Source organism: Streptomyces polyasparticus (genome assembly GCF_014493765.1).
GTDB classification, from domain to species: Bacteria; Actinomycetota; Actinomycetes; order Streptomycetales; family Streptomycetaceae; genus Streptomyces; species Streptomyces polyasparticus.
This window is the reverse complement of record NZ_JACTVJ010000038.1, coordinates 22,649-42,699: the sequence shown is the minus strand read 5'-3', so window position 1 is coordinate 42,699 and position 20,051 is coordinate 22,649. Positions and strand designations below refer to the sequence as shown.

Genomic DNA, 20,051 nt, shown 5'->3' with positions numbered 1-20,051 from the left:
AACGATTCCGCGCAGCCTTTGAAAGCCCGGCTCAGCCGATGCCGTCGACGGCGGCCTTCGCGCGCGACAGGGTCTGCTGCGCGGTGCCGTCGTTCTTCTCCAGCGTGGTCTTCAGGAGCTGGATGATCGTGCGGACCTCGTTGGAGGCGCGGTTCCAGCGCAGTTCCTTGTCGTGATACGAGTCCGAGACGCCGTCGGCCTGGAAGTCGGCCATGGCCGCCTTCACCGCACGGTCCCGGTCCGTGATCACCTGCTCCAGACGTGCGATCACGCCCTGGATGTTGCCCTGCGCGTCCGAGGACGCGGCCATGTCGTACGAACGACGGTCAGCGTTGCCTGCCATATCCCCAAATCCCCCGTGTCTCAGCGTCCGCCGAAGCGGGCGGCGTCGAAGTTCGCGGCGGCCATCGACGAGCGGGCGTTGTCCGCCGACTCCTGATCACCCGTGCCGAACGCCGTGTCCATCCCGGCCTGTCCGCCGAGGATCGCCGAAAGCGACCCGTTCAACGCCGCCGTGATCTCATCGGAGTTGTTCTTGAACGCGTCGAAGGCCGCCTTGCCGCTGCCGTTGAACCGGCCCTCCAACGGCTGCGCCGCGGCGATCAACTGCCGGATCAGCGACCCGAGATCATCGCTCGAACCCTGCGACTGCGACCGCAGATTCGACAACACGGACGCACCCATGTCGAACTTCACGCGAACCCACCCCCGTGGATGTCGGTCTACCCGGACAGAGCCGGAACCGGCCCCGTAACCCCGCCCTGCGCATGCGTCACACAGGTAACGAGTACCGGCCATTTTCACCCGAAAGCCCTTGCGAACGCAATGTGATTCCCGCCAGTTCCGGCGTACCGCGGCTGGTGGAAAACACTGGCCCCAACGCCTGGTCACACCCCGCGCGGCCCACCAGCCCAAGCCGCCATCTCGATAAGTCGCTGTACGTCCCGCGCACAGCCCCACGACAACGTGACGCCCGCACCGCCGTGGCCGTAGTTGTGGACCACCGGCGTTCCGTCTTCCCGGGTGTTCGCCTCGACTCGCACTTGGTCGCGTGTCGGGCGGATCCCCACGCGATGTCCGATGACCCGAGCGCCCTTGAGGCGCGGCTCGATGCTCGCGCAACGGTCCACGATTGCGGAAGCCGCCTGGGCGTCCTCCGCCAGGTCATCTCGCCCATCGATGGCGGTGCCACCGAGCACGACAGTGTCACCGTGCGGGTAGATGCACACGAGGTCGGGTGACATGCCGGTGTCTTCGGAGAAGAAGTCAGTCAGCCCCGGGTTCTCGACCACGACGAGCTGACCGCGAATCGCCCGGACCTCGTCGTGTCCGGCGAGCTTCCCGGCCTTGAGCCCGGCACAGTTGACGATGGCCGTCGCCACCGAGATGGCGTCCAGCGACTCGACCTTGCGCACCTCCAGCGTTCCTCCCGCGGCGATGAGGCGGCGGCGGAGGTGTTGCAGATATGCCGGCATGTCGATCAGCGGCACAGCGAATTGGTAGCCGGTGGCGAAACCGGCTGGCAGCTCGTCCGGAGCGCATGCGCGGAAGCCGGGGACGAGCTCGCCCCACTCGGGTTCCGGCATCGCATGCCGCGACGCCTCGATCCCACTGGTCATACGGACGCCGCTGTTCGGGTCGGCGGCAATGGTCCGGAAGGCGTCCAGCGAAGTCAGGCTCCACTCCCGGACCTTGTGCCAGGGTTCGACCAGATAAGGACCCCACATGGCGCCGGCCGCGAGGGAGGTTCGGCCGGGGATGTCCTCGGCGATCACGCGTACGGTCCACCCCGCCTCCTGCAACGTGACGGCGGTGGTGAGGCCGGAGACGCCCGCCCCGACGATGACGATGGTCATGCTCCGACCGTAGTTAACCGACCGCGAATCGCTGGACAGACTCCTCTTCCAACCGGTCAGCCTGTTCCACCGCTTCATCCGCAAGGACCAGGAAGCATTCCAGCAGACGCTCATCGAGGCGCTGGAACAGCACAGGGCGTACTGGAGTGCATCGGAGGAGCGCGCGAGTTCCGTGGAGGGATACCTCGCGCTCGGACCGCTGGCCATGGCATGCCTGGCCTACGACGCCCAGTTCCCGATCGACGTCGAATCGCCCTACATTCCGCGCGAACTGCTCAACCGCGCATGGCTCGGCGAATTCCCCACATGAGCCGAGTTGGTCGCTTGGTGAACACCCGCTCCTGCGGCAGGGCGCAGGAGTGGCACGGGCAGGTGGCCGGGCGAGAAGGGCGAGTGACGGGACGTCATGAGCGACTCAGCCCCGCCACCCGAATCGGTCACCCACCACGGCAATGCCCACCGGGTGCGGTTGGGCACCGCCTCGCTGGATCTGTGCGAGGGGGACTGATCCGTGTCGCTCCGGCAGGTCGGGCAAGCTCCGCCGCTCCTCCGAAACCTGAACCGGCGGGATCCCGTCGTTGAGCCGCTTCGTCAGCCGCGTGTGCCGGGGGTCGTAGGCACGCTTGCCCATGGGTGGCGGCTCCTTGACGGTGTGGCGTCGGAGATTCGCCGGCGCCACACCGTCAAGGAGCCGCCGCCCGCGCAGAGTTGAACATGTTCAAATTTCATGGCACCGTGAGTGCTGACGATCTGGTGCGCGAATCAACCAGGGTCTGACGTATGCAAGGGGGAGTCATGCGTGATGCACGAGGGCGGGTCGCTGCGGCGGGGTTGCGTGGAGTGGTCTTGGCGGTCGCGGTGTTGACGCTGGCCACGGGGTGCATATGGCAGCCGCAGACTCTGGCTCGGGACGAGATCGTAGGCACCTGGACCGAGGGCGATACCGGGACCCTGCTCTTCAAGGACGATGGCACCGTCGTCGTAACCAACCTTGCCGTGTTCAACAACGACGTCGACAAGGTGTCGGAGTGCAGCGGCACCGGCGAGTGGGGCCTGTATCCCGACGACAAGGAAGCGAAGCGGTTGTCGATCACCGTCTGCGAAGGCAACCCGTGGGAGTTGGGCGGCTCGAAGGCGCATCCGGAAATGCGGAGCCTGGTGGGAGATCCTTCGTACGGGAAGTACCAAACCCTCAGCCGCAAGTAGCGGAAGCCGCCCGGCGCATGCGGCCCGTCGTACGCCGGGGCGCAGTGACGCAACCCGCGACGGCGGGGGGCCTCCCGACGACGCCGCGGCCTCCGGCACCAACGCCCCGGCAGCCATCGAGGAAATCGAGAGCCTGCCTGCAGCGGTCACCGCAGAGGTTCGGACCGACCTGAGCAGCATGATCAGTACTGCCCAGGCACACCGACTCTCCCGCGGATCGATGAACTGGTTCGCGTTCCAGAGTAGTTGCCCGTCTTCGAAGGTGATGCGATCGGCCGGGATCGTAATGGCCCGACGTTGGCAGTCCGCGTCGTCGGGGTCCGCGAACGGAGGCGTACCGCTTCGACAGGAGCGCCCGCCCGTTGCGTGCCCGACGGGGCGGGGAGTCCACTGCCCCACTCAGTGACGGCGCAGGAACCGAGGACGCCAGGCATAGCCATCAGCGCCCGAGCACCAATGCCATGGCTCCCAGGGCGATGAGGACGTCGATTGATCTCGAACTGTCCATAGGGCGCAGCCTGCACCCCCAGTGCCCACGCAGCATGAGTACTCGTACTCATGCTGCGACACGTATATGGATTGGCCCGCCTGTGAGTTGTGGATCACGCGTTGGCCGATGGTCCTTGTTCGGACCTTGGATGCCGAGCCACAATCCCGCCTGGCGGTGAGGTGCGACGACGCCTGGAGCGGTCCGGCTTCCCGGCACATCGACAAGATCGGTAACGCGGACGGAATCCTCCTGCCTCATCGAGAGCCCGCGCTTGGCGGCGCGCAAATCGCGGTTCTGCGACGTACATCAATGCAGGTCGCGATTCCGCCGTTTCGCCAGGAAAGCAGCCGTATGCGCCACATACGCCGTAGAACGTCGCAGCTTCCCAAGCTCATGGCTCCGCGAGCCGGGCAGCCCCTGGCAATCCGCTCGCGAGCGGTGGCGATGCCGGGCAGGATGCCGTGATGGCCACTCCGTTCGTCAACATCCAGGGCAGGGCCGAGGACGGCCCGCATCGCTGCCCCTGCTGTGGATTCCTGACGCTCGTCGAGCGCAGCAACTTCGAGATCTGTCCGGTGTGCTTCTGGGAGGACGACGGGCAGGACGACCACGATGCCGACCGCGTAAGAGGCGGCCCCAATGGCCGGCTGAGCCTCGCTGAAGCGCGAAGGAATTTCAGCGCCATGGGAGCTTGCAACGAGCGATGCACCCAGTTCATACGCGAACCGCTCCCGCACGAACACCCTCTGACCTGAGCCCACTCGACAGCCCGGGACAGAATGCTCTCGCGACGCTTCCGGGATATGGAGGTATGCGACTGCCTGCAAGCACCAGTTCGTCTGCACGTGCGGTTGCGACAGCCTAAAGGCCGTCACGCTCGATCAGAGAGCCGTCGGCGCCCAGTGTGTAGATGCGGGGCGGATCCATGTCCGCCATGACTCCTCTCAACTCCGCTTCCCGCGCGGCGGGATCGGGCCCGTGTGGGTCCCGCACGTGGAATCCGTACAGCTCGATGGCGTCCGCGTCGAGGTCGTCGGGCTCGGGGCGGCCTTCCTGGATGAACCCGCAGAGCGCGCGCAGCGCGTCCTCTCCCATGTCCAAGGGGTGAAAGGGGAGGGCATACGGCTCTTCCTCCTCGCCGGGCCAGGGGACGATGTCCGCGGGGCGGTCTCCGGCCCAGTAGGGCAGTTCGAAGGGGAGCGGTTCGCCGATGTTCTCGATGATTCCGCTGTCCGGCGACAGGCTCAGCGAGCGGACGAGGCGGCCGTCCTCCCACACCGCGAACGCCAGCCAGTCGACGACGCTGTGCATGGCATGCAGCACGAGCCGTCGGCCGGCGCTTGCCGCTACGAGGTGTTCCGGGAGCTGAGAGGGGGCGTCGATCATTACGCCCTGATCGCCGATGACCTCGACGCCCGGCCAGCTCGCCGCGTACACCGTCCCGTTCGGTGGGTAGACGCCGTCGCAAAGGTTCGAGCCCTCGGACTGCTCGATCTCCCAACCGGGGTACAGCCTCCGCATCATGGCGACCGTCCGGTCGAGGTCCGCGGCATTCACCTGCCGAAGCAGACCTGGCGCATTGCCGTCCGCGTACACCAGCAGTCCCGTTTTGGCTCCCATAGCCCCTCCCCCAGAGCTTCACGTCTGATGACGGGCGCACTCTAACCACGAGCACTGACAGACCGGCTTGCCTGCCCGGCTTGGCCGCCCCACTGCGATCTGGCGCTCTGCGCGATCGCGGTCGGCGTCCCGGACGGTCCCCACCGGACCTCGACAGCCGCCTGGTTGAGGCGTTGACGACGGGAAGCGGTGGTTACGGGATCAGCCTCATCAGAGATGGTGAGCGTCTTCACCTTCCGCGAGGGAACGTACGAACCCATGGTCGGCTCCTCCGGCGGCTTGGCAGAGTCGTGGTGCGCGGCAGCGAGCACATTGTCCGCGCGGTGAACAACCGGCCTCCTCGACCTGGTCGCCGCCCCACCTGAACAGGTGCAGTGCGCCGCTCGTGCTGCAGATGCTCACGTCCACGACGATCTGCCACTCCGGCCCCGGCAACGGCGCTGATTCCGCGCACTGTTGGGTGGTCAGACCGATCCAGCCGGTATGCGTGCCGTGCCGGCATGGACGGTGAGGTGCTCCGCCCCGGAATACATCCCGCCTTCTAACGGTTACACCGATTCTCAACCGCTAGAACTCACCGGCACCGGCTCCCGACGAGAGGGCACCCCATGAGCAACCGTTTCGCTCAACTGGCCTTCACCCCTGCGGTCAGGCACCACCAGAAGGTGCACGGCAGCGACCGTGCGTATCTGCGGATGGCCGCGGGGCCCGAGGAGCGGGATCGGATCGGGGTCGACGAGGCGGCGTTCATCGCGCAGCGCGACAGTTTCTATCTCTCGACCGTCAGCGAGACGGGCTGGCCGTACATCCAGCACCGAGGGGGGCCGCGTGGCTTCCTGCGGGTGCTCGACGAGCACACTCTCGGCTTCGCCGACCTGCGCGGCAACCGGCAGTACATCACCCGTGGCAACCTCGATCACGACGGCCGCGTGGCACTGTTCCTCATGGACTACGCCCATCAGGCCAGGCTCAAGATCCTCGGGCGTGCCCGTGTCGTGGAGGACGACCCCGCCACGCTGGCCGCGCTGGCCGTCGAGGGGTATCGCGGGCGGCCCGAGCGTGCTCTGCTCATCGACGTCGAGGGCTTCGACTGGAACTGCAACCAGCACATTCCCCAGCTGCTCCCCCGGCGCGACGTAGAGGAGGCGCTGGTCACGCTGCACGACCGCATCGCCGAGCTGGAGCGCGAGAACGCCGGACTCCGGGCGGGCCCGGACGAGTTGGCGGACGAGGCTCACAAGAACGCGGAAGAGAAGGCAGCTGGATGACCGTCACCACAGGCCCCCAGCTCGGCGATCCCCTGCCCGTCGAGCTGGCCAATGCCACGTACGCCGTCCGCGGCCGGCTCCAGGATGGGCTGCGGACGGTGGAGCAGCTGGCGCAGTGGCTGGCCGGGGTGCACGACCGGCTCGCGGTCCCGCTCACCGAGGCCGATCTGCGGTCGGTCGGCGAGGCCGATCTGGCGCGTGCCCGCGAGATCCGGGATGCGGTACGGGACATCGCGGTGCATGCCGTACGGGAGGAGCGGCCGGCCCCCGGCCCGCTGCGGACGCTCAACCGGCATGCCGCCGCGGCCCCTTGCCGGCGCGAGCTCCGCTGGGCGGAGTCGCCGAGGGCGGTGGTGCGCGGGGACGGTCCCGCTGTGACCGTGGTGCTCGGTGCGATCGCGCAGGATGCCGTGGACCTGTTCGCCGGGCCGCGGCTCGCCGACCTGCGCGCCTGCCACGGTCCTGGGTGCGTGCTCTTCTTCGTCAAGGACCATCCGCGCCGCGAATGGTGCTCGCCGGGCTGCGGCAACCGCGCCCGCGCGGCCCGTCACTACGCCCGCGTACGGGATCGGTGAGTACGCGCAGAAGTATGAGAGGCGGCCGCCCCGGACCAAGTCCGGGGCGGCCACGCGCAGTTCGCGCTCAGGGGTGCGTCAGAAGCGCAGGCCCCACGAGTCGATCTTTCCGGTGTCGTAGTTCGCGTTGTCGCTGACCCGGAGCTTCCATGTGCCGTTGGCGACCTCGGAGGAGGCGTTCACGGTGTACGTGGTGTTGATGTTGTCGCTGCTGCCGCCCGTGCCGTAGCCCTTGAGGGTGTAGGCGGTGCCGTCGGGGGCGATCAGCTGGACCTGGAGGTCACCGATGTAGGTGTGCACGATGCTCACCGGGACCTGGAGGCCGGCCGGGGCGTTGCCCGTGACGCCGCTGACGGTGATGGGCGATTCGACGGTGGCATTGTCGTTGATCGCGTAGTCCGTGGCGTTGTCGAAGGCCTTGCCGGGCGGGGTGGTGGTGCCGCCGCCGACCTGGAGGAGGCGGTTGGGCGAACCGGTGCCCGGGCTGGTGACCACTCCCGTGCTGGACGCGGCGACCAGCGCGTCACGCACCTGCGACGGGGTGGCCGACGGGTTCAGCGACTGATAGATCGCGGCCGCGCCCGCCACGTGCGGGGATGCCATCGACGTACCGGAGATGGAGTTGGTCGCGGAGTCCGAGGTGTTCCACGCCGAGGTGATCGAGGAGCCGGGGGCGAAGATGTCCAGGACCGAACCGTAGTTGGAGTAGCTCGCCTTGGCGTCGCTGCTCGTGGTCGCGCCGACCGTGATGGCCTCGGCGACACGGGCGGGCGAGCGGGTGGAGGCGTCCGTGGACTCGTTGCCCGCGGCCACGGCGTAGGTGATGCCCGCGGCGATCGAGTTGCGTACGGCGGTGTCGATGGCCGAGTCGGCGCCGCCGCCCAGGCTCATGTTCGCCACGGCCGGCTTCACGGCGTTGCGCGTCACCCAGTCGATGCCCGCGACGACCTGCGCGGTCGTGCCGGAGCCGGAGTTGTTGAGCACGCGGACGCCGACGACCTTGGCCTTCTTGGCCACACCGTAGGAGCCGCCCGCGACCGTGCCGGCGACGTGGGTGCCGTGGCCGTGGCCGTCCTGGGCGGTGTTGTCGTTGTCGATGGCGTCGTAGCCGTACGAGGCACGGCCGCCGAAGTCGCTGTGGGTGATGCGGACGCCGGTGTCGATGACGTAGACGTTGACGCCCTCGCCGGCCTTGTCCGGGTAGGTGTAGCTCTGGTTCAGCGGCAGGGTCTTCTGATCGATCCGGTCCAGGCCCCAGGAGGGCGGGTTGGGCTGGGTCGCGGAGATCGTGAACGTACGGTTCTGGGTGACCGAGACGACCGCCGGGTCAGCGGCGAATCGTTCCGCCTCGGCCGCCGTGGCCTCGATCTCGTAGCCGTTGAGCGCCGACTTGTACGTGCGCTCGATCTGCGCGCCGTACTCCTTGGCGAGCGCCTTGCCCTGCGCGGAGTCCGACTTCGCGGCGTCCTTGTCGAGCGTGACGATGTAGCTGTTCGCTATCGCTCCCGGTGCGCCGGCGTTCTCGATCTTGCCGACGGGAGCCGCGCCTGCGTGGGGAGCGGAGACGACGCCCAGGGCGAGGGCCGCCACGGCCATCGCGCCTATGCCTGCCAGTCTTCGCCGTGCGGGACGCTTCGGTGCCATCTGAGGGATCCTCCTCGTGGATGGTGCACTGGTGGGGGGGTGGTGCGGGGGGTGCGTGGAGCGGGCGTTCCGGAGCCGGTCATGCGCAGACCGGACCTCGTCGTGCGTAACAGCCATGCGCATGCCAAACCGCGGTGATCCGCTGTCGGTGGGTAGCCGCCGGATCGCTGAGCGAAAGGTTGGCTGATCCATAGGAATCCCACAAGAGTCCTGCACTGCCGCAACAGAAGTGTCATACGGCCGACATGACACATCGCCGGCACGGAGCACCGCGCGGCGCGATTAGCTTGTGCTCATGACTTCCCTGCCGGATTACGTCTGCCCGAAGGACGGCACGCGAGTGCCCGGCGGCACCCTCGCCTGGTGCTGCCCCGTCTGCGAAGGACCCCTCGACCTGGACTTCCATCCGACGCCCGGAGATCTGAAGACCCTGGGCGGACGGGTCAACTCCCTTTGGCGGTACGGGGCTTCGCTCCCGCTCGCAAACCCCTCGGTGAGCCTGGGCGAGGGCCGTACGCCGTTGGTCGCGCTGAACGAACGGGTTTCGGCCAAACTCGACTTCCTGATGCCGACGCTGTCCTTCAAGGACCGCGGCGCGGTGATGCTCGCCGAACTCGCCACGCGGCTCGGCCCCGAGCAGGTCATCGCGGACAGCAGCGGCAATGCGGGGCGTGCGGTGGCGGCCTACTGCGCACGCGGTCAACTGCCCTGCACCGTGTACGTTCCGGCCGGTACCGCGGCCAGGAAGCTCACCGCGATCCGGCAGTTCGGCGCGCAGGTGCAGGAGGTGCCCGGCGACCGGGAGGCGACGGCGGTCGCGGCCCGTGCGGCGGCGCAGGCACCCGGCACCTTCTACGCCTCGCATGTGCACAACCCGTACTTCCTGCACGGCACCAAGACGTATGTCTTCGAGATCTGGGAGGACCTCGGCGGACGGCTCCCCGACGCACTCGTCGTCCCCGTCGGCAACGGAACGCTGCTGCTCGGCGCGGCCCTCGCCCTGCGGGAACTGCACGCGGCCGGACTGATCGACCGGCTGCCCGCGCTGTACGCGGTGCAGGCGGAGGCGGTGGCGCCGCTGGCCCGTGCGTGGGCTTCGGGCGCGGCCGACCTCGGCGATCCGGCGCCGCTGCGGGACACGGCGGCGGCCGGCATCGCGATCCCGCGCCCGCCTCGTGCACGCCAGATCCTGTCCGCCGTACGGGAGTTCGGCGGCGGATTCCTCACGGTGGACGAGGCCGAGCTGGACGCGGCCCGCCGCGACCTGGCCCACCGCGGCCTCGCGGTGGAGCCGACGGCAGTGGCGTGCTGGGCGGCGGTACGGACGGGGGTGCTCGGTGTGCGGTCGGTGGTGGTGCCGCTGTGCGGGGCGGGGTGAGGGGTAGGCAGGAGCACCCGGACCCATGGTGAGCCCGCTCAGCCCGCGAGTGCGGTGCGGACGCGGGTCAGGCCCTCCGCCCGCCAGTGCGCACGGTCGGGCATCTGGTCCTCGCGGCGCCAGCGCCAAGCGGAGAACAAGGCCCAGTTGAGGGCACGGCACCTGCGTACCAGGTCGGGGTCGGCGCCCGGGTAATACGCGTCCACGGCCTCGGGCGCGTGCGCGAGGTCGAACTCCACGGGGCCGCGACAGCAGGTGGCCAGGTCCACGAAGAGCGGGCCCGAGCGCGTATGGAGGAGGTTGCCCGGATGGGGCTCGCCGTGCAGCAGCTGGTCGCGGTCCTTGTCGCTGCCGATCGAGGCGGCGAGCCCGGCGAGCGTGCCGGCGAGGAACTCCCGCTCGGTGTACAGCAGTTCGGGCGACCTCTCGGGATCGGTCACCACCCGCAGCCCGGCGTCGACGCGCTCCGTGAAGTGCGGTGCGTCCAGGGCGATGTGGCGCAGGGCGGCATGGTGGCGCAGGAGCGCGTCCGCGTAGGCAGCCGGCGGGATCTGCGGCCCCACGGACTCGTAGTGACGCCACAGCGAGACGGCGAAGGCACCCCGCACGTACACCCGCGCACCGGCCCGCGGCTCGAGTTCGCCCACAGGGGCGCCCACTTGGGCGAGCTGCCGCGCGACCTCCACCTCGTACGCGAAGTCCTCCCGCTGCCCCACCGGCCCGACCCGAGCGAGCACATCGCAGGGCAGCAGCCGCACGGCGATCCGGTCGGAGTCGTGGAGGACGACCGCGTCGTCCACGCCCAGCCCGAGCCCGGTGGCCGTCACCCGCGCCGCCTCGACCGCCTGCCCGAGCTCGCGCTCCTCCATACCGCTCCCTCCCTTGATCGGATGGTCACCGGTGACGGATCGGCGGCTACAGGTCACCGACGATGTTCACGGTGTTCCGCTCGGTGTCGACGAACGAGGCGTAGACCATGCCGATCTCCGGGATCTCCGTACGCCCGACCGCTACGTGACCTCCGGCCGCGGTGATCCTCAGGAGCGCCGCGTCGATGTCGTCCACCCGCAGGACGAGGCGGGGTTCGCGCAGGGCGTCGCCGCGGGCCGCGATCTCCCCGTTGATCGCCCCTGGGCGCACCTCGTTGGCGTACACCTCCTCCTGGCTCCACCCGAAGACCTCGCCGTAGAATCGCCAGGCCCGCTCGACGTCATCGGCGGGCAGCTGGAACCAGGTCACCCGGTTCGTCGGGATCTCGTTCATGACTTCTCCCTCGTGAACAGTCCGCCCCCTGCAGTCGACCCACCCTCCCTCACGCGGGACCGACAGGAGCGGGTTTCGACGTACGAGGAGCAGGTCGGCGTGATTCTTCCCAAAGTCAGGGACCCCCGGTTCACCACCGTCCGGCGCGGCGGGAGCCTCACCGACGAGGACCACCGGCTGCTCGCGCTGTGGGCGGCCGAGTGTGCGGAGCATGTGCTCGGGCTGTTCGAAGCCGAGGTGCCCGGGGACCCGCGTCCCCGTGCGGCGATCGCGGCCGCGCGGGCCTGGGTGCGGGGCGAGGTCAAAATGATGGAGGCGCGCGCCGCGGGCGGGCATGCGATGGGCGCGGCACGGGAGTTGCGCGGCGCCGCACGCCACGCCGCGTATGCCGCGGGGCAGGCCGCGTGTGTCGCGCATGTCGCCGCGCACGAGCTCGGCGCGGCCGCGTATGCGATCAAGGCGGTACGGGCCGCCGGCGGAGAGGAGGCCGGTCGGGAGGAATGCCGCCGGCAGCGGGAGCGACTGCCCGCGGCGATCCGTGAACTGGTCCTGGACGACCAGCGGTTGCGCAACGACATCTGCTGGTCGGTGTTCGAGGACTGAGACACGGCGGGCCCGGCCGGCGATCCGAAGTGGCCGACCCGCCTCGACCGGGCGCCCCGCCTCAGCTGCGCGCCGAGTCCTTGACGGTGCAGGTGTCGGTGTTCGCCGGGCACCAGTGGGTGCGGCCGCCCACGAGATGCAGTTCGAGGTCGGCGTCGCCGAGGCCCTTGCGGTCGAGTGCGGTGCGCAGGGCGGCGGGAGCGGGCTGGGGCGGCAGGCCGAGGACGCCGATGACGATGATTCCGTTACGGGCCTCGACCGAGGCGATCTGCCACTTGCCAGTGGCGGCCCACGCCTCGGCGACCGGACGGGCTTCGGCGACGAGCGAGCGGTCGCGGGCCACGCTCACCGTACCCGTGGTGAGCGGCACGGCGATCAGGACCACCACGCCGAGGATGACGGCCAGGGTGCGGCCGCTGAACTCGCCGACGTGCAGCCCCGCTTCGGCGGCGGCGTCCCGTACCCCGTACACGAGGAAGACGATGGTGCCGGTGGCGACGATCGCGGCCACGTTGGTGGCGAAGAGCAGCGCCGACTCACTCGCGTCGTGGTAGCGGTGCGCGGTGATCAGCAGGCCGGTGACCACAAGCGGCGGTACGAGGGAGATCGCGATGGCGACGCCCGGCAGGGTGTCCGAGATGTCGGTGCGGACCAGGGCGAACGCCCCGACCGTACCGGTGGCCAGGGCCGCGAGCAGATCGATGAGGCGGGGGCTGATCCGGGAGGAGACCTGGCTGTTGGAGGCGAAGGCGTCGGGCGGCGAGACGATCCAGCCGAGCAGCATGCCGATCACGACGACGGCGCTCGCGCCCAGCAGGACGAGCAGCACGCTGCGCAGCACGTGGTCGCGGTCGGCGAGGACCAGCGCGAGGGCGCTGCCCAGGATCGGGGTCATCAGCGGGGCGACGATCATCGCGCCGATCACGGTGGCGGTGGAGTCGCCGATGACGCCCGCGCCGGCGATCACAGAGGCGAGCACGAGCAGCGCCCAGAAGCGGGTGGAGGACGGGCTGCGCAGGGAGGGCTCGATGAACAGCGCCTCGGTCATCCGCCGGGCCGCGTCCGCGTCGACTCGCGCCATGTCCAGGTATCTCCTTTCTGCTGTACGGGGTGATGCGGGTCCCGTCCGTACGAAGCGAGACGGGCCGGGCGGTGGTGGTCCGGGCGGGGACGGTCCGGGCGGGGACGGGCCGGGCGGGGTGACGGGCCGGGCGGGGTGACGGGCCGAACGGTGACGGGCCGTCGATCAGGGCGCGTTCGGCAGTACGGCCTGCTGGTCGCGCGACGGGACGAGCTGCGCGGCGACCAGGGCCACGACCACCGCGATCACGATGAGCGGCATCTGGTTGTGGGCGTCGCTGCCGAGCAGCAGCACCGTGAGGACGGAAGCGCTCAGGGGCAGCCCGGTGACGACCGCGCTCGCGGCCGCCATGCCGAGCGCGAGCCCCGGTGTGGTGCCGAGGCCCGGCAGCCCCGAGCAGGCGATGCCGATGGCGCCGCCGAGCAGGATCGCAGGGAAGATCGGGCCGCCGCGGAGGCTGCCGAGGCAGAGGCTCCAGGCGAGGCCCTTGCACAGGAACAGGACGAGCAGCGCCGCCACGGACCAGTTGTGCGGATCGGCGGCGAGCGCCCCGAGCGCCGACTGCCCGGAGAGCGCGGCCTCTTCCGGTGAGCGGTCCGTGAGCAGCGCGTACAGCGTGAGCAGGACTCCGGCACCGAAGGCGCACAGCACGATACGCAAGGCGGTCTGCTCGCCGAGCCAGCGCTCGACCACGTATCCGAGGCCGCGCAGATAGGCGACGGCCACGCCGATCAGGGCGGCGATCGGTACGCCCCACAGGAAGTCGCCCGCGTCGGGCGTCATGTCCGGCGGCACCTTCGGCAGGTGCAGTGCGCCGATCGAGAGACCGGTCCAGTCGCCGAACCCGGTGAAGACCAGCGCCCCGGTGGCACTGGCGATCAGGCAGGGAACGAGCAGCATGACGAGCGCCGCGCCGCCCATGCCCGCGCTCTCGACCACGAGGATGGCGGCGATGATGGGGCCGCCGAAGATGCTGGAGATGGCGGCGGTCGAGCCCGCCGTGGCGAGCAGCATGGGAGCCTTGGCGGCCACGGGGCCCTGCCCGGCCTGCTGCTTCATTCCCCGTACGGCGAGCAGCGCGAGGCCGCCGCCGATCGCCATCAGGGGCGCCTCGGGGCCGAGGACGACACCGAGCGGCAGGGCGGCGAGCGCGGCGAGGACGACGCTGGGCAGGTCGAGCGGGCCGATCGGCGCACCGCCCAGACCGTGGACGGGAACGTGGCCGCCGTGGCCGCGCATGCGCGTGATGATCGGCGCGAGGATCAGACCGGCGAGCAGCAGCGTCGGCAGCGCCCACCACCAGGGGGCACGGTCGTAGCCGAGCTCCTCGGGGAGCTTCTCCCAGACCAGGTGCTGCAGTTCGTGCTCGGCGGTCAGGAAGAGAAAGCAGGCGAGAGCGACCGGGATGCCGATCAGGGCGCAGAGCAGCAGCAGCCGGAGGTAACCCGGGCTGAGCAGGGTGCTGCGCAGCAAGGCCGCGCCCTTCTCGGTCGAAGGGCTCTGCTCCGAGGTGCTGCTGTCCACGTCGTCACTCCCCTGATCGGACAACGGCCGCCGGTGATCGGACATCGGCCGTCGGCAGGAGGCAGCCGGTCATCAGGACCCGGCTGCCGGAAACGGGCTGTCAGGCCAGGAACTTCTCCTTGGCCTTGGCGAACTCCTCCTCGGTCAGCGCACCGCTCTCCTTGAGCTGCGCCAGCTTGGCGAGTTCGTCGGTCTTGGAGGGGCCGGACCCGGGCGTGCCCGCCGCCTCGCGTACGTAGTCTTTGAAGGCCGCTTCCGCCTTCTTGGCCTGGGCGATGTCCCGCTCCCCCATCGAGCGGCCGCGGACGATCACGTAGACGAAGACACCGAGGAACGGCAGCAGGATCGTGAAGATCAGCCAGCCTGCCTTGCCCCAGCCGCTGAGGCCGTCGTCCCGCAGGACGTCTCCGATGATCTTGAAGAGCAGGAAGAACCAGAGGACCCAGAAGAACAGCAGGAGCATGGTCCAGAACAGGTTCAGGAGCGGGTAGTCGGCGGCGATGGTCATGGTGTCTTCTCCTTGTGGGGGGACGGACCGTCGGTGGACGGACTGTCGATGGACGGACTGTCGATGGACGGTTCGTTGGAGGGCGGGCCGGCCAGGAACTCCACGACGGCCAGCGCGAGAAGGAGCACCAGCGCGAGGCCGGTGACGACCCAGAACGTGGGGTAGCTCCACAGGACGTAGGTGACGAGCGCGGCCGCGATCAGGACCCAGGCGATCCACTTGCGGTGCCCGGCGACCCAGGGCCCGACGGGTCCGAGGTTCATCCCCGCGCGGTCGGCGACACCGCGTACGGCGCCGATGCCCGAGGACCACAGATTCCGTACGAGCAGGGCCCGGCGGCCCCGTCCGGTGAGCCAGGCCGCGAGCGCGACGACGACACCGAGCGCGATGACCATCCGTACGGTCGTGCGCAGGAAATGGACCAAGGCGTCGTACACCGCACCGGCCGCCGGCTGCGAGACGCCCGCCGGCAGGGCGTCCAGATAGACGGGCCGGAAGACGGTGAGCGCGGCGCCGAGCAGGGCGACCGCGACGGCCACGCACAGCGCGGCGGTGATCACGGCGCGGCGGCGGTTGCGGGCGAGCAGCACCCCGGCGGCGACGAGAAGCAGGGCCAGGACGGGCAGCCAGTTGCCGACGAGCTGAAGGAGCCGGAAGCCGGTACGGGCCTTGGTGAGCTGCTCGGACTCGGCGACGGGGAAGGAGGTGTGCACCTCGGGGATCTTCTCGGCGAGGGTGAGCCCGGAGTCCACGAGCTCCGTCTTCACCAGCTCGACCACGGGCGCGAGGTCGAGGGTGACCTGGTCGCCGTCGAGTTTCACCGCGCCGCCGCCGTCGCCCGTGAGGGCCTTGTTCACGGCGGCGTGCGCCTTGCGGTTGACGGCGGTCCACAGCGTCTCGAAGGCGTCGGAGGCGACCACGTCCTGCGCCTTGTCGTCCACGAAGCTGCGGACGGCGCCGTCGAGGGAGTCGCCGAGCCTGCCGAGGGCCTTCTCCAGGAGCGGCCGCTCGTCGCTCGCCGCCGAGGAGAGCAGGTCCTTCAGGTCGATGTGGTCCATCACCGCATCGGTGACCCGGGCCGCGACGGCGTCCTGCACGGCGGGGTCGGAGGCGAGCGGCTGCACGGTGGCGACATAGCGGTCGGTGTCGCCGACGACACCGGAGGCCCAGGCGGCCACCACGCCCAGCGGCGCGAGCACACAGCCCAGGACGATGAGCACGGCTCCGAGCGCCGAGCGGCCCCGGCGGCGCGGCCGCCCCGCGGGCCGGCCGGACTCCAGCTCGGCCACGCGGGCACGCAGTCGTTCGAGCTCCTGCGTCTCGCCCGAAGCCTGCCTTCCCACGTCGTCCGGCACGCCGGCCACCTCCAGGTTCCGTGACGCTCAGCGAAACCCGGGGGTGGGGCGGCGGCGATCGGCGCGCGGCCGAACGGGTGAACGCGGAACGGGCGGCCCGGCCCCCGATGACGGGGCAGGGCCGCCCGCAGCGCCGGGTTACAGCGCCGGGTACGCGTTCTTCAGGAGCTCCTGGAACTGGGCCGGGAACCAGTGCCCGGCAAGCGGTGAGTCGGGCAGTGCACCGGACATGTGGTTGTTGTTGCGCGGGTTGCCCTCGTACGTCGGGTCGCACATGCGGTCGAAGCCCTTGCCCTCGTCGTTGTCGATCGGGCGGCTCGCACCGTCGGACTCACCCGGCGGCTTGATCCACACGTAGGCGTCGATGCCGGGCTCCGGGTTGGCCTGCGGACGCTCGCCGAGGCCGGCGCCGGACTGGTTGCACCAGTTGCCGAGGTGGATACGGCGGTCGTAGCGCCCGCCGTCCACGTAGGTGTCGACCGAGGTCTGCGCACCCGGACCGGTGGGCCGGTTCGGACCGCCCCAGCCGTTGCGCGAGGTGTCGATCAGCATGCCGAGGTTCGGGTCGAAGCCGAGCGAGACCAGCTTGGCGCGCATGCCCTGCGCGTACGACAGTTCGTCGGTGTACTGGTTCCAGTCGACCCACTTGGACTGGCGCACCGAGACGCCGTTGACCGAGTCCCCGATCTTGAAGTGGTCCTCCTTGAGTGCGCTGTAGTTGGCCGTGTTCACGATGAAGCCGTGGACGTCGGACAGCTGGGCGCCGTTGCTGGTCGCGGTGGTCTTGAACAGCTCGGCGGAGGGGCCGAAGTTGCTGTCCCAGCCGAGCCAGCCGTGGTGGCCGGCGTCGATGTAGTTGTAGACGTTGGGGATGGCGCCGAGCTTGTCGAGGGCGTAGCCGACGCCCTTCTGGTAGTTGCCGTTCTCCTTCATCACGTCGCAGTTGGGGGTCGCGGTCGGGCGCGGCGTGACGTTGGTGACGAGGTTGGGCAGTGAGTCGATCTCGATGGTGGTGACGATGCGCAGGCCCGCGTACTTCGCGTCGCCGAGGGTCGCGGCGATCGGGTCGATGTACTGGGTCTTGTACTTGTCGATCTCGGTCGGGCCGAGCTCACCGTTGGAGGCGAGGGCCGCGCAGTCGCGGCCGGGCAGGTTGTAGACGACGAACTGGACGGTCAGCTCGCCCGAGCCCTTCTGCTCAAGTGCCTTGTCCAGGTGGTCGCGCAGACTCATCCCGCCGTTCACGCCGTTGATCGCGGCGATGCGGTCGAGCCAGACGGCGGTGGGCTGGTTCGCTATCGCGGTGCCGCCCGGTTCGGCGGCGGCCTTCGCCGACCACTCCGGATTCACGTACATCTTGGCGCCTGCGTACGGATTGTCGACGCGCTCACCGGGTCCCGGCGGATCGGTGGGCGGATCGGTGGGACCGCCGGTGTCCTCGTTGCAGGTGACGCCGTTCAGCTTGAACGTCGCGGGCACGGCGTTCGTCCCGCTGTAGGTGGCGTTGAATCCGAAGGAGGTGGAGCCGCCGGTGGGCAGCGAGCCGTTGTAGCTCATGTTCTTGGCGGTGACGGCGGCGCCGGACTGGGTGAGCTCGGCGTTCCAGCCGCTGCTGATCTTCTGGTTGCCGGCGTAGGACCAGGTGAGGTTCCAACTGCTCACCGCGGCGCCGTTGTTGGTGACGGTCACGGCCGAGGTGAAGCCGGAGTCCCACTGGTTCTGCACCTTGTAGTCCACGGTGCAGGCGGGGGCGGCCGCGGCGGCGGGTGCGCCGGAGGGCAGGGCGAGTGCGGTGCCGGCGCAGGCGGCGCCGGTCAGGGTGAGGGCCGCGAGTAACGCGACACCGGATCTGTTTCCGGTACGGCTCATGGTGTGGGGGTGTCCCTTCTTCGTAAGGCGATGGGTGCGGGTTCGTGCGGGGTGATCGGTGTGCGTGGTGCTCAACGGCCGAGGGACCGCTCAGCCGTTCAGGGCGCGCAGACGGTCGCGCAGCCCGGTCCCGTACGCCGTCGGCGTACCGTCGTACGAGCTGATGAGGGCCGGTCCCGAGGAGCAGTTCCACGTGTTCCAGGTCCAGCCGAGGTAGGACAGGGCGCGGTCGTCGAACCAGTTCATGACCCTGTCGGTGAAGCCGTGGGCGCAGGTGTTCTCGCCGATCTCGCCCGCGACGAGCGGCACTTCGGCGGCCACGGGTGCGAGCGTGGAGTCCCAGCACGCCTCGTTCGCACAGGTGTTGAAGTTGTAGACATGCCAGGCCGCGGCCAGATTTCCGGCCGGGTCCACGGGTTTGTGGGCGAGCCACTGGCCGAGGTCGTTGGAGTAGGCAAGGCCGCCCGCGAGGATCACGTTGCGCGCCCCGGTGGCCCGTACGGCGTCCACCAGGTCCTGCATTCCGGCCACTTCGTAGCCGATGCCGGGGCACGTGCCGCCGTCCTTCCAGCAGGCCCAGGCCTGCTGGAGGGTGGGGGTGGCGCGGTCCGGATACGGCTCGTTGAAGAGGTCGAAGACGACCGTCCGGTCGTCCTTGTACGCGGTCGCCACCGAGGTCCAGAACGCCGGCGCGTACTGCGCGTCGGGCATGGGTTTCTGGCAGCTGGCGTGCACATCGGAGCAGCCGGCGCTGTTGCCCGTGTACTGGCCGTACGACCAGTGCATTTCCAGGATCGGTGTCATTCCGTGGGTTTTGACGCGCGTGACCAATTCCTTGATCGCATCGCGGTAATGCGCGCCGCCGTACTCGGGTTTGATGTTGTCCAGACCCAGCCAGCACTCCTCATTGAGCGGAATCCGGACAGCATTGGCCTTCCAGTCGGCGATCGCCTTCACGGAGGCGTCGTCGACCGGACCGTCGAAGATCCCATATCCCTGGACGCACATGAACTCGGCGCCCGAACGGTTCACGCCGAGAATGCGGCGGGTCGCGCCGGCTGCGTCGACGAGCTTGTTTCCGGACACTTCGAGCGCCGGCGGGTGGCCGGCCGGCGGATCCGGTGGATCGGTCGGGCCGCCGGAGTCCTCGTTGCAGGTCGCGCCGTTCAGCTGGAACGCGGAGGGTACGGGGTTGGTGCCGGACCACGAGCCGATGAAACCGGCCGAGACGCTCGCGCCCGTCGCCAGCGAGCCGTTCCACGCCTCGTTGGCGGCCGTGACGGACGTACCGGTCTGCGTCCACTTCGCGGACCAGCCCTGGGTCACCTTCTGACCGGCAGCGAAGTCGAACTTCAGGTCCCAACTGCTGGTCGCAGGACCGTTGTTGGTGATCTTCACCGCGCCCTGGAAGCCGTCGCCCCACTGCGAGGTGACGGAGTACTCGACCGTGCAGACAGGAGCGGCGGCCGCCGACACGGAGGGTGTCAGCGGGACGAGCGTGGCCGCCGTGACGGCGGCCGCGAGCAGGAGTTTCGAGCCGTGCGGGGGGTGTCGCATGAGCGACTCCTTGCAGCTCGGACGCGGTCGGCACGGTGCGCGAACGGTGCGTGCACGGTGCCGGTGCGTCGACTGATGGAATCGCTCCCACTGGTTGCTGGTGGACTGTAGAGAAGGAATTGCCATCAAGCAACAGAGGCATTGCCATTTCTCACTGTCGAAATTATTCGACTCTTCACGCCCCTTGACCCTCAATTCCCCCTTCCCCACTATGGGAGCGCTCCCACTGGTTCACAGGTTGGCGCCGCCCAAGT

20 protein-coding genes are annotated in these 20,051 nt (G+C 69.5%); 7 read left to right on the top strand and 13 right to left on the bottom strand.

What is annotated here, in order from left to right; all coding sequences use genetic code 11:
- Positions 1-31: 31 nt before the first annotated feature.
- From H9Y04_RS43315 to H9Y04_RS43305, 3 genes are all read right to left on the bottom strand, one after another.
- Positions 32-343, bottom strand: coding sequence for a pore-forming ESAT-6 family protein (locus tag H9Y04_RS43315; protein ID WP_187819766.1), 312 nt, complete (start codon positions 341-343; stop codon positions 32-34).
- A gap of 20 nt (positions 344-363) precedes the next feature.
- Complete coding sequence (locus H9Y04_RS43310) at positions 364-696, bottom strand: hypothetical protein (protein WP_187819765.1); 333 nt, start codon at positions 694-696, stop codon at positions 364-366.
- 191 nt (positions 697-887) lie between these two features.
- On the bottom strand, positions 888-1,856 hold the full coding sequence (locus H9Y04_RS43305; protein ID WP_187819764.1) for an FAD-dependent oxidoreductase: 969 nt from the start codon (positions 1,854-1,856) through the stop codon (positions 888-890).
- 31 nt (positions 1,857-1,887) lie between these two features.
- On the opposite strand from H9Y04_RS43305, the gene H9Y04_RS43300 reads away from it, so the two are divergent.
- The 3 genes from H9Y04_RS43300 (at position 1,888) to H9Y04_RS43290 (ending at position 4,307) form a co-directional block, all read left to right on the top strand.
- Positions 1,888-2,166 (top strand): immunity 49 family protein, encoded by a 279-nt coding sequence (locus H9Y04_RS43300; protein WP_187819775.1) that lies wholly within the window; start codon positions 1,888-1,890, stop codon positions 2,164-2,166.
- Positions 2,167-2,651: 485 nt separating this feature from the next.
- Entirely contained in the window at positions 2,652-3,062 is a 411-nt protein-coding gene (locus tag H9Y04_RS43295; protein WP_187819763.1) for a hypothetical protein, read from the top strand.
- Positions 3,063-4,016: 954 nt separating this feature from the next.
- Positions 4,017-4,307, top strand: coding sequence for a CPCC family cysteine-rich protein (locus H9Y04_RS43290; RefSeq protein ID WP_187819762.1), 291 nt, complete (start codon positions 4,017-4,019; stop codon positions 4,305-4,307).
- A 106-nt stretch (positions 4,308-4,413) separates the two neighbouring features.
- Here H9Y04_RS43290 and H9Y04_RS43285 read toward each other — a convergent pair whose 3' ends face one another.
- Entirely contained in the window at positions 4,414-5,172 is a 759-nt protein-coding gene (locus H9Y04_RS43285; protein WP_187819761.1) for a DUF6928 family protein, read from the bottom strand.
- A gap of 608 nt (positions 5,173-5,780) precedes the next feature.
- Here H9Y04_RS43285 and H9Y04_RS43280 point away from each other — a divergent pair.
- Both H9Y04_RS43280 and H9Y04_RS43275 read left to right on the top strand, forming a co-directional pair.
- Positions 5,781-6,440, top strand: coding sequence for a pyridoxamine 5'-phosphate oxidase family protein (locus H9Y04_RS43280; RefSeq protein WP_187819760.1), 660 nt, complete (start codon positions 5,781-5,783; stop codon positions 6,438-6,440).
- Positions 6,437-7,015: a CGNR zinc finger domain-containing protein gene (locus tag H9Y04_RS43275; RefSeq protein ID WP_187819759.1), complete on the top strand. Its 579-nt coding sequence runs from the start codon at positions 6,437-6,439 to the stop codon at positions 7,013-7,015. The genes H9Y04_RS43280 and H9Y04_RS43275 overlap by 4 nt, the downstream gene beginning before the upstream one ends.
- A gap of 78 nt (positions 7,016-7,093) precedes the next feature.
- Here the strand turns inward: H9Y04_RS43275 and H9Y04_RS43270 are convergent, their stop codons facing one another.
- On the bottom strand, positions 7,094-8,659 hold the full coding sequence (locus tag H9Y04_RS43270) for a S8 family peptidase (RefSeq protein WP_187819758.1): 1,566 nt from the start codon (positions 8,657-8,659) through the stop codon (positions 7,094-7,096).
- A 295-nt stretch (positions 8,660-8,954) separates the two neighbouring features.
- Here H9Y04_RS43270 and H9Y04_RS43265 point away from each other — a divergent pair, with 295 nt between their 5' ends.
- The gene (locus tag H9Y04_RS43265; RefSeq protein WP_187819757.1) at positions 8,955-10,037 is read left to right on the top strand and encodes a pyridoxal-phosphate dependent enzyme; all 1,083 of its coding nucleotides are present in this window, start codon (positions 8,955-8,957) and stop codon (positions 10,035-10,037) included.
- A gap of 38 nt (positions 10,038-10,075) precedes the next feature.
- Here the strand turns inward: H9Y04_RS43265 and H9Y04_RS43260 are convergent, their stop codons facing one another.
- Positions 10,076-10,906, bottom strand: coding sequence for a phosphotransferase (locus H9Y04_RS43260; RefSeq protein ID WP_187819756.1), 831 nt, complete (start codon positions 10,904-10,906; stop codon positions 10,076-10,078).
- A 46-nt stretch (positions 10,907-10,952) separates the two neighbouring features.
- Positions 10,953-11,300 (bottom strand): VOC family protein, encoded by a 348-nt coding sequence (locus tag H9Y04_RS43255; RefSeq protein WP_187819755.1) that lies wholly within the window; start codon positions 11,298-11,300, stop codon positions 10,953-10,955.
- Positions 11,301-11,399: 99 nt separating this feature from the next.
- Here H9Y04_RS43255 and H9Y04_RS43250 point away from each other — a divergent pair, with 99 nt between their 5' ends.
- Positions 11,400-11,903: a putative immunity protein gene (locus tag H9Y04_RS43250; RefSeq protein WP_187819754.1), complete on the top strand. Its 504-nt coding sequence runs from the start codon at positions 11,400-11,402 to the stop codon at positions 11,901-11,903.
- 61 nt (positions 11,904-11,964) lie between these two features.
- Here H9Y04_RS43250 and H9Y04_RS43245 read toward each other — a convergent pair whose 3' ends face one another.
- The 6 genes from H9Y04_RS43245 to H9Y04_RS43220 form a co-directional block, all read right to left on the bottom strand.
- The gene (locus H9Y04_RS43245) at positions 11,965-12,984 is read right to left on the bottom strand and encodes a TIGR00341 family protein (RefSeq protein WP_187819753.1); all 1,020 of its coding nucleotides are present in this window, start codon (positions 12,982-12,984) and stop codon (positions 11,965-11,967) included.
- Positions 12,985-13,149: 165 nt separating this feature from the next.
- On the bottom strand, positions 13,150-14,508 hold the full coding sequence (locus H9Y04_RS43240; RefSeq protein ID WP_308802035.1) for a chloride channel protein: 1,359 nt from the start codon (positions 14,506-14,508) through the stop codon (positions 13,150-13,152).
- Between the two features lie 100 nt (positions 14,509-14,608).
- On the bottom strand, positions 14,609-15,016 hold the full coding sequence (locus tag H9Y04_RS43235; RefSeq protein WP_187819751.1) for an SHOCT domain-containing protein: 408 nt from the start codon (positions 15,014-15,016) through the stop codon (positions 14,609-14,611).
- Positions 15,013-16,371, bottom strand: coding sequence for a hypothetical protein (locus H9Y04_RS43230; RefSeq protein ID WP_308802034.1), 1,359 nt, complete (start codon positions 16,369-16,371; stop codon positions 15,013-15,015). Before H9Y04_RS43230 ends, H9Y04_RS43235 begins: the two co-directional genes overlap by 4 nt.
- A 138-nt stretch (positions 16,372-16,509) precedes the next feature.
- Complete coding sequence (locus H9Y04_RS43225; RefSeq protein ID WP_187819750.1) at positions 16,510-18,240, bottom strand: glycoside hydrolase family 6 protein; 1,731 nt, start codon at positions 18,238-18,240, stop codon at positions 16,510-16,512.
- 90 nt (positions 18,241-18,330) lie between these two features.
- On the bottom strand, positions 18,331-19,797 hold the full coding sequence (locus H9Y04_RS43220) for a cellulose binding domain-containing protein (protein ID WP_187819749.1): 1,467 nt from the start codon (positions 19,795-19,797) through the stop codon (positions 18,331-18,333).
- Positions 19,798-20,051: the final 254 nt, after the last annotated feature.

Bases quoted from the DNA above. Each gene is read 5' to 3' on its own strand.
- H9Y04_RS43315 (WP_187819766.1), bottom strand. From the start codon at position 343: ATGGCAGGCAACGCTGACCGTCGTTCGTACGACATGGCCGCGTCCTCG.
- H9Y04_RS43305 (WP_187819764.1), bottom strand. From the start codon at position 1,856: ATGACCATCGTCATCGTCGGGGCGGGCGTCTCCGGCCTCACCACCGCC.
- H9Y04_RS43295 (WP_187819763.1), top strand. From the start codon at position 2,652: ATGCGTGATGCACGAGGGCGGGTCGCTGCGGCGGGGTTGCGTGGAGTG.
- H9Y04_RS43290 (WP_187819762.1), top strand. From the start codon at position 4,017: ATGGCCACTCCGTTCGTCAACATCCAGGGCAGGGCCGAGGACGGCCCG.
- H9Y04_RS43285 (WP_187819761.1), bottom strand. From the start codon at position 5,172: ATGGGAGCCAAAACGGGACTGCTGGTGTACGCGGACGGCAATGCGCCA.
- H9Y04_RS43280 (WP_187819760.1), top strand. From the start codon at position 5,781: ATGAGCAACCGTTTCGCTCAACTGGCCTTCACCCCTGCGGTCAGGCAC.
- H9Y04_RS43275 (WP_187819759.1), top strand. From the start codon at position 6,437: ATGACCGTCACCACAGGCCCCCAGCTCGGCGATCCCCTGCCCGTCGAG.
- H9Y04_RS43270 (WP_187819758.1), bottom strand. From the start codon at position 8,659: ATGGCACCGAAGCGTCCCGCACGGCGAAGACTGGCAGGCATAGGCGCG.
- H9Y04_RS43265 (WP_187819757.1), top strand. From the start codon at position 8,955: ATGACTTCCCTGCCGGATTACGTCTGCCCGAAGGACGGCACGCGAGTG.
- H9Y04_RS43260 (WP_187819756.1), bottom strand. From the start codon at position 10,906: ATGGAGGAGCGCGAGCTCGGGCAGGCGGTCGAGGCGGCGCGGGTGACG.
- H9Y04_RS43255 (WP_187819755.1), bottom strand. From the start codon at position 11,300: ATGAACGAGATCCCGACGAACCGGGTGACCTGGTTCCAGCTGCCCGCC.
- H9Y04_RS43245 (WP_187819753.1), bottom strand. From the start codon at position 12,984: ATGGCGCGAGTCGACGCGGACGCGGCCCGGCGGATGACCGAGGCGCTG.
- H9Y04_RS43235 (WP_187819751.1), bottom strand. From the start codon at position 15,016: ATGACCATCGCCGCCGACTACCCGCTCCTGAACCTGTTCTGGACCATG.
- H9Y04_RS43225 (WP_187819750.1), bottom strand. From the start codon at position 18,240: ATGAGCCGTACCGGAAACAGATCCGGTGTCGCGTTACTCGCGGCCCTC.
- H9Y04_RS43220 (WP_187819749.1), bottom strand. From the start codon at position 19,797: ATGCGACACCCCCCGCACGGCTCGAAACTCCTGCTCGCGGCCGCCGTC.